Below are 8080 nucleotides of genomic sequence, written 5' to 3' on the forward strand. Positions count from 1 at the left end.
CGGCCGCCATAGTTGTCGAGGCCCATCGCCGCATTGAGGTTCAAGCGCTGGCCCTGAATCACCCCGCCCTGACGATTGTTGTTCAGGTCATAGCCGTTTTTCAGCACACCGGTCAGGCGCGCGGTGAACGCCGCTTGCAGGCTGGCGAGGACACCGCCACGGCTATCGAGCTGGCCGGCATTGATGGAAAGATCACCGGTGGTGGCGAGGATTCGGCCGCTCTGGTTGTCGATATCGCCGGTGCTGACAACGGTGACGGCGCCTTGCGCCTGTACGGTGCCCTTGGCGTTGGCGAGGCTGGCGGCCTGGACTTGCAGGTCGCCGTTCTGGCTGTAGATCAAGCCATCGGCGCTGTTCTGGATGGCGCCTGCTGTGGTGATGGTCAACAGGCCGCTGGCGGCGACGGTGCCACGGTTGCGGTTGTCCAGACCACCGCTCAACAGGGTCATCAGGCCCTGGCTGGCCAGTTGGCCGCCCTGGTTGTTGATCTGCGTGGCGCGTTGCAGCAACAGCGTGCCGCCACTGGCGAGTTTGCCGTTGGTGTTGGTCAGGGCACCAAGCAGGTCGAGGGTCACGGCGCCATTGCCGGCCAGACTGCCACCGGTGTTATCCAGGGTGGTGCCGGTGAAGCTCAGGTCCTGTGTGGCGTTGACGGTACCGCCGGCGTTGCCCAGCGTCATGGCTTGCAGCGCCAGGGTCGCATCGGTGGCGATCAGACCACCCGCCGCATTGTTCAGCAAACCGCTGACAGTCAGGGTTTGCGCCCCGGTGCTGGAGACCACGCCGTTGTTGCTGTTATCCAGATTGGCTGCGGTGACGCTGAGGTTTTTCTGGGTGACCAGTGCCCCGGCGCCGCTGTTGAGCAAATCCCCGCTCAACGTCACGCTGAGGTTGCCATCACTGGCAGAGAGCGTGCCCTTGTTGCGGTTGTCGAGGCTGGCAGCGTTGACCGTCAGGCCTTGCACCCCGGAGACCACCCCGTTCTGGTTGACCAATGCACCGGTGTTGAGATTCAGCCGATTGTTGCTGACCAGCTTGCCGTTGCTGTTATCGAGGCTGCGGGCAACAAGGTCGATACTTTGGCTGCTGGCGATCTTGCCGCTGCGGTTGGTCAAGTCACGCAGGTGCTGAATGCTCAGTTGGCCTTCGGTGGTGATCAAGCCACCGTCGTTGTTCAGGTCTGCGGTGGCTGCAGCGAAATCAATGGCGATTGCACTGCCCAGCAGCGAGCCGTTCTGGTTGTTCAGACCGTTGCTGTTGATAGTCAGGCCCGTGGTGGCATTGATCAGCCCCAGGTTCTGGTTGGTGAGCAGGCCGTCGAGGTTCAGGTCCAGATTCGCGCGGCTGGTCAGTGTGCCGCCGCTGTTGTCGAGGCTGGCGGCTTTGATGTCCAGCGCGGCGGCGGCAATCAGGCCTTTGAGGTTGGTCAGCGCCTGGTCGATGCGCAGCGTCACGGCCTGATTGCTGAGCAATTTGCCGTTGCTGTTATCGAGGCTGCGCGCCGTCACAGTAAACGCCTGGGTGCTGGAGATCTCACCGCCGTCGTTGTTGACGTCCTGAAGGTTCTTGAGCATCAGCAACGGCGCGCCGATCAGGCCGTTCTGGTTGTTCAGTTGACCGTGATTGAGGTCCAGATCCAGCGACGTATTGCTGAACAGCTGACCGCCCTGCTGATCCAGACCGGTAACGTTCGCGGTCAGGGCGGCATTACTGGCGATGCGGCCGCCGTCCTGGTTGGTCAGTTGGGTCGCCTTCAGATCCAGCGTATCGCCACTGTTCAACTTGCCGTTGTGGCTGTTGTCGAGCGTACCGGTCTGCACCACCACCGCGCCTTTGGCGCTGAGGCTGCCGCCGTTGCTGTTGTCGAGGCTGGCACTGGTGAGGTTGAGGCTGGCGTCGGTGACGATCTGACCACCGCGGTTGAGCACCACGCCGGTGGTGGTCAATGTCAACGGCCCGGCAACGGACAGGCTGCCGAGGTTGTTGGTCAGACTCGCCGCCGTCACGCCAAGGCTGCCCTCGGCGCTGATCAGGCCCTGGCTGTTATTCAGATCGCCGCTCAGGTCGAGCTTCAGATTGTTCTGGCTCAGGAGCGCACCCGCAGTGCTGTCGAGGCTGCGTCCGGTCAGGGTCAGGTCGGTCTTGCCCGACAGCAGGCCCTTGGCGCGGTTGAATACTTCGTCGACGGTCAGGGTCAACGCACCTTGCGCAATCAGCTTGCCGCCGTCGCTGTTGTCCAGACGACTGCCGAGCAGCGTCACGTCAGCCTGGCTGGACAGCTCGCCGCCACGGTTGTCGACCGCATCGACCGTCAGTTGCAGCGCGTCATTCGCGCCGACGAGGCCGCCGTTACGGTTATCGAGGCTGTTGCCGGTGAGCTTCAGCCCGGCGGTTGCCACCAGTTCACCGTGCTGGTTATTGAGCGTCGCGACGTTGGCGATAACGTCGGCTTTACCGGCAATGTGCCCTTCGCTGTTGTCGACGCTGTCGGCTTTCAGGTTCAGTTGATCGTCAGCGATCAGCGTACCGCCCTGGTTGACCAGTTGACCGTCCACCGTCACCCCGAGGGTGCCACGGCTGGTGATCAGGCCGCCGCTGTTGTCCAGTCGAGCGCTTTTGACATCCACGCTCTGCGCGGAAATCAGGCCTTTGACGCTGGCCAGCAGTTGCTCGATGCGCAGGGTCAGGCCCTGATTGCTGATCAACTTGCCGTTGTTGCTGTTATCGAGGTTTTGCGCGGTCAGGGTGAACGCCTGGGCGCTGGAGATTTCACCGCCCTGGTTATCGACATCCTTGAGGTTTTTCAGCACCAGCAGCGGTGCATTGATCAGGCCGTTGCGGTTGTTCAACTGGCCGTGATTGAGGTCGAGGCTCAGGGAGGTTTTGCTGAACAGTTGACCGCCCTGCTGATCGAAGCCGGTGACCGTTGCGGTCAGCGCTTTTTCGCTGGCGATCCGGCTTCCGGTGCCGTTGCTCACCTCAGTTGCGTTGAGGTCCAGGGTGTCGCCGCTGATCAAACTGCCGCCGGAGGCGTTGTTGAAGACGCCAGTGGTCAGCGCGGTCGCTTTCTTGCCGCTGATCAAGCCGCCCTGACTGTTATCCAGACTTTGTGAAGCGAGGCTCAGCCCGTTGTCGGTGGCGATCGAACCCGCCTGGTTGTTCAGGCTGCCCGTGATGGTCAGCGCCAGGGCGCCGGCGCTCGACAGGTGACTGCGGGTGTTGTCGAGACTGCCGGCGTGTACGGTCAACGTTCCTTCGCTGCTGATCAGACCCTCGATATTGCTCAAGGCATTATCGAGACGTATATCCAGATTGCCCTGTCGGGTCACGAAGCTGCCGCCGCTGTTGTCCAGGCTTTGCCCGACCAGCGTCGAGTTGCCCACACTGAACAGTTGTCCGAGGGTCTGATTGATGGCCCGGGCCACAGTCAAGCCAAGGGTAGTTCCGGCCAGGACCTTGCCGCTGTCACTGTTGTTCAGGCTTTGACCGATGACGCTCACATCGACGGTGCTGGAGATTTCACCGCCGCGGTTGTCGATGTCATCGACCGTCAGTTTCAGCGCGTTTGTGGTAGATACCAGACCGCCGTTACGGTTATCCAGCGACTGGCCGGCGAGCAACAAGGCGCCTGGAGCGACCAGCTTGCCGCCCTGGTTGATGAACTGCGCCACGTTGGCGGTAAGATCGGATTGGCTGGAAATGCGTCCGGCGCTGTTGTCAATGCGCGTCACGCCGATAATCATCGGCCCGGTTGCGCTGAGCAAACCGCCACGGTTATCCAGTTGCGTGCCGGTGTAGTTGACGGCGGCCTGGCTATCGAGCAGACCTTTGTCGCGGTTGTCGAGTGTGCCAACGCTGAGTTGCAGGTCTTTGGTCGCGCGAATTTTACCGCCGCGGTTGTCCACGGAATCGCTGCGCAAGGTCAGGCGATCCTTGCTGACCACGCTGCCGCCACGGTTGTCGAGACTGCCACTCTGGACATCGACCAGCCCTTTGGCGCTCAGGTCGCCGCTCTGGTTGTCGAACAGGCCAGTGATGCGCGCAGTCAGACTGCCGTCGCTGACGAGGCTGCCTTCATGGCTGTTGTCGAGGCTGGCGGCGGTGATGCTGACGCTCGCACCGGAACCCAGCACGCCGTTGCGGTTGTTCAGCGCGCCGATCAAACCGATGTTCAGCGCGACGTCGCCAGTGACCTGGCCGTCGCTGTTGTCCAGCGTGATCGCGTTGATACGGGTGGTGCCGGCGCTGGAGATCTCGCCGTCGTGGTTATTCAGATCGCCGAGATCGGCGCCGAGGTTGCCGCTGCTGCTGATCACGCCCTGCGTGTTGAGCACCTTGCTGGCGTTCAACTGCACCGTCGAGTTGCCGAGAACGTTGCCCTTGTTCTGGTTGTCCAGGGTGGTGGCCGTGAGGCGCGTGGCCTGCTGGGCGCTCAAGGTGCCGCCCTGGTTGTTCAGGGTTTGCCCGACGTTCGCCGTCAGGTTGCGACTGGCGATGATGCTTTTGCCGTTGTTGTTGAGGTTCTGCGCACTCAGGTTCACGTCGCCGGCGTTGTTGCGGCTGTTGTCGGCGTTGACCCCGGCTTCAATGACGCCGTTGTTGCTCAGGTTGCCACCGGCGCTGAGGCTTATGCTGTCGCGCGCGGCGAGACTTTGCTGGTTGCTCAGATCACCCTGGGTTTGCACGTTCAGAGCGGTGCCGGCGTAGACCGGACCTTGCGCATCAAAGCTGTTGGCCTTGACGTTCACGGCAGTGGCCGCCGAGGTCTGCGCCAGGGTCAATTGACCGTTGGCATCAATCTGGATATCGCCACCACTGGCGGCCAGATTGCCCGCCAGTTTCACCCCGACCCCGGCCTCGGTGCCCACCAGTTTGATTGTCCCGGCGTACATGCCGCCCAGCGCCGAGGAGTCGATGGCCAGCTGCGGTTTGCTGCTGCCATCATCGGCGCGGGCCGGGGCATTGAGGGTTTGCGCGTTGACGTCGTTGCGCCCGGCGACGATGGTCAGGTTCTGCGCTTGAATCTCGGCGTTGATCTTCGCACTGCGGGTGATGATTTCGAAGCGGTCGACGTTGTTGGCATTGAGGCCGGCGCCTTCGATGGCAACGCTGCCCTGATCGACCTGAAAACGATCCAGACGACCGTTGTCGAGCACCGGCTTACCGGTGGACAAGGTCACCCGTGGGGCGTTGATGAAACCGCAGCCATTACAGGTAATGCCATACGGGTTGGCGACGATAACGCGTGCCGACTGCCCCGCCACTTCGGTGTAGCCGCGCAACTGGCTTGGATTGCCGCTGACGACCTCGTTGAGAATCGTCGACGCCGAACCGCTGTTTTTCAGGTTCGGGTTGCCGATGATGTGCCCGCCCAACTGAGTGTTCGACGTTTGCGTCGCACCGTTGTTGAGGATGACGCCCTGAGCACCGACGTTGTAATCGTTGAACTGGTTATGCGACAGACCGCTGCCGTTGGGCGTGGCGATATTGATGATCGGCACGCCGTTACCGGCGCGGTCCAGCGAGGTGTTCGGGTTGGCCACGACGATGCCGTCGGCCTGCGCCCACATCGGTTGCCAGAACATGACGTTGGCCAGCAGAAACGCCAGTCCGCGCTTGGGCATGCCGAGGAACAAATCACGGCTTTTCAAGGCGGCGGAGGGCTGGGCTGCAAAAAAGGCGAACTGGCGAACGTCCATGTCGATGATCCCGAAAGGCTGTAATTAGATGAAGAAATCCAGGCGGAAATAGATCGGTGCTTCGCGCTCGGTGAGCACATCCGGTCGTTCCAGGGAATGGGCGAATGTCACGCTGGCGGCGACGTGCTGGCCGCGGGCGAACAGTTCCAGCGAGTTGCTCGACATGCGCCCGTGTTGATCGCCGTTGTAGCGACCGTTCTGGATCACGCCCTGGTCATAGCCGATGCTGGTGCCGTATTCGCTGAACACCGGTTGCAGCCATTGGGCCGTGACCGGACGCGCCCAGCGCAGATCGTTGCGCCAGTAACCGCCGCTGTCGCCGGACAACGACTGATCCTTGTAACCGCGAATCGACGACGAGCCCCCAAGGCTGGTGCGCTGCGGGCTGAACAGCACATCTTCGCTGCGTTGGCCGGTCATCAGGCTGCTGAAGCTGAGCGACTCACCCCACAGCTTGAACGGCTGCAGATAGCTCACGGTCGCGGTGTATTTGCGGTAGCGCGCATCCGGTTCGCCCGGACCCGGATCGTGACTGCCCTGGGCGTCGAACGCGCCGATGCCTTCCTGCATGCCCATATCGAAGTTGACGAAAGCATTGCCGATGCGACGGCCATGGTTGATGCCGAACTGCGCTTCACTGATGCGATTGCTGCTGAGCTTGAGCTTGCTGTCTTCGATGAAGTTGTTGGTGCGCAGGTACGACAGGCCGGTGCTGAGCGAGGTCTTGCTGACGGCATCGCGATAAATCACCCGCTCGGCGCGTACCTGGTGGTTTTCGCTGTCGCCGGTCTGTTTGAAGTTGTAACCGTTGGCGGCGATCTGCGAGCGGTAGTCGCTCTGGCTGTAGGTGTAGGTGAAGTTCCACCAGCCCCACGGCAGGTTGTAGTTGAGCATGGCGTTGCTGGAAGTGTGCTGGTGATCGGTCATCGCATCGTGACCGCCACGCAGGCTCAACTGATCGGCCAGGCCCAGCGGGCTGTCCCAATCGAACGTCGTGCCCCACTGCTGCTCGCCGGTGCTGCGCTGGCCATCGTTGCTGCGCGAAAGGCCGGCACGCCAGGGTTTTTGCGGGGTATTGGTCACCAGCACCGTGCTGCCACCCACATTCTCGCCCGGTGACAGCTCCATCTTGGCCTGATTGGACGGCAGGCGATTGAGCTGATCGACCATCTGCTCGATTTCGCGCAGATTGACCAGCTCACCGGTCTTGCCAGGAAATGCCATCGCCAGTTCGCGGTCCGACAGCTTGCTGTTCTCGGCGCCCTTGAGGCCTTCGAGTTTGCCTTCGACCACCAGCACTTTCAGGTGGCCGGCGGACAGGTCCTGCTGTGGCAGGTAGGCGCGACTGGTGACCAGCCCCTTCTCGATGTAGTAGTCGGTGATGACTTTCAGCAACGCGTTGAGTTGCGGCACACCGAGACATTCACCGATGTAGGGTTTGAGCAGGCTGTTCCTGTCGCGCTCGGAGAGGCTGTCGGCGCCCTTGAGTTCGATGTCCTTGATCAGAAAGCAACGGCTATCCGTGGGCGCCGTCGGTGGCGCAGGTTTGGCTTCTTTACCCGGCAGGTCCTTGAGTTCTTCCAGTCGCCGTTGCTGCTCTTCGAGCAAACGGTTCTGGCGATCGCGAATCAGATCGGTTTCCCCGGGGGTGGGGGCGGCAAACGCAATTTGAAGCGGAGACAGGCACAGCAAAACTGCGCACAGCCGCGCCGCGAGGGCGGGTGAGGACATGTTCGATCCCTCGAGACGAAAGTGATATCAAAATAATGGCGCGATATTAGATGGCCATCATTTTGACGTCAAACTTAAGTTTCTACCGTCTGTCGGGGATTCGTGCGGGTTTTCCCCAGTGTTCTACAGCAAGCCGGGTGGCCACCTCATCGGGCGCCAATAAGCGACCCTCTGCAGACCTGAGTTCCCGTTTGCGAATCGGCTGTCGATGTTATGCATCGACCATCACCGAACCTGGCTCACCCGGCGCGTACATGAACCCCGCCCCATTGCGACAACGCGACGATCACGGTTTGCAGGGCCCGGCCAGCGGACAGGCATCGCCCTGCAGGCTTTTGCGTTTCACGCCTTCATACTCCCTCGAATAATCGCTCGAAGTTGCACCAAAGAACCTGGCGATCAATCAGACGTCATCGCAACCCAGCACCTGCATACAAGTCGCCCGCCTGCTTTGCGCAGATAGTGAAGGCTGCCATTCCGGCATCTGCACGCCCATCAGCGAACCCTGACGCAAGGAGTTTTCATGAGCACGTTCTTCACTCACGACGGCATCGAAATCTATTACAAGGACTGGGGCAGCGGTAAGCCCGTGTTGTTCAGCCACGGCTGGCCGCTGGATGCGGACATGTGGGAATACCAGATGGAATACC

Annotated in this window: 3 protein-coding genes; 1 reads left to right on the top strand and 2 read right to left on the bottom strand. The window is 61.4% G+C overall.

Features of this window, described 5'->3' with window-relative positions; genetic code table 11:
• The coding region (locus tag DBR24_RS07800; RefSeq protein ID WP_128614417.1) for a filamentous hemagglutinin N-terminal domain-containing protein at positions 1 to 5699 on the bottom strand (5699 nt) is incomplete at its 3' end.
• A 24-nt stretch (positions 5700 to 5723) separates the two neighbouring features.
• On the bottom strand, positions 5724 to 7430 hold the full coding sequence (locus tag DBR24_RS07805; RefSeq protein ID WP_128614418.1) for a ShlB/FhaC/HecB family hemolysin secretion/activation protein: 1707 nt from the start codon (positions 7428 to 7430) through the stop codon (positions 5724 to 5726).
• A 523-nt stretch (positions 7431 to 7953) separates the two neighbouring features.
• Between DBR24_RS07805 and DBR24_RS07815 the strand changes: the two genes are divergently transcribed.
• On the top strand, positions 7954 to 8080 hold a 127-nt coding region (locus DBR24_RS07815; RefSeq protein ID WP_146188988.1), incomplete at its 3' end, for an alpha/beta fold hydrolase.

This window comes from Pseudomonas sp. HMWF006 (genome assembly GCF_003061205.1).
GTDB lineage: Bacteria > Pseudomonadota > Gammaproteobacteria > Pseudomonadales > Pseudomonadaceae > Aquipseudomonas > Aquipseudomonas monsensis.

Bases quoted from the DNA above. Each gene is read 5' to 3' on its own strand.
- DBR24_RS07805 (WP_128614418.1), bottom strand. From the start codon at position 7,430: ATGTCCTCACCCGCCCTCGCGGCGCGGCTGTGCGCAGTTTTGCTGTGC.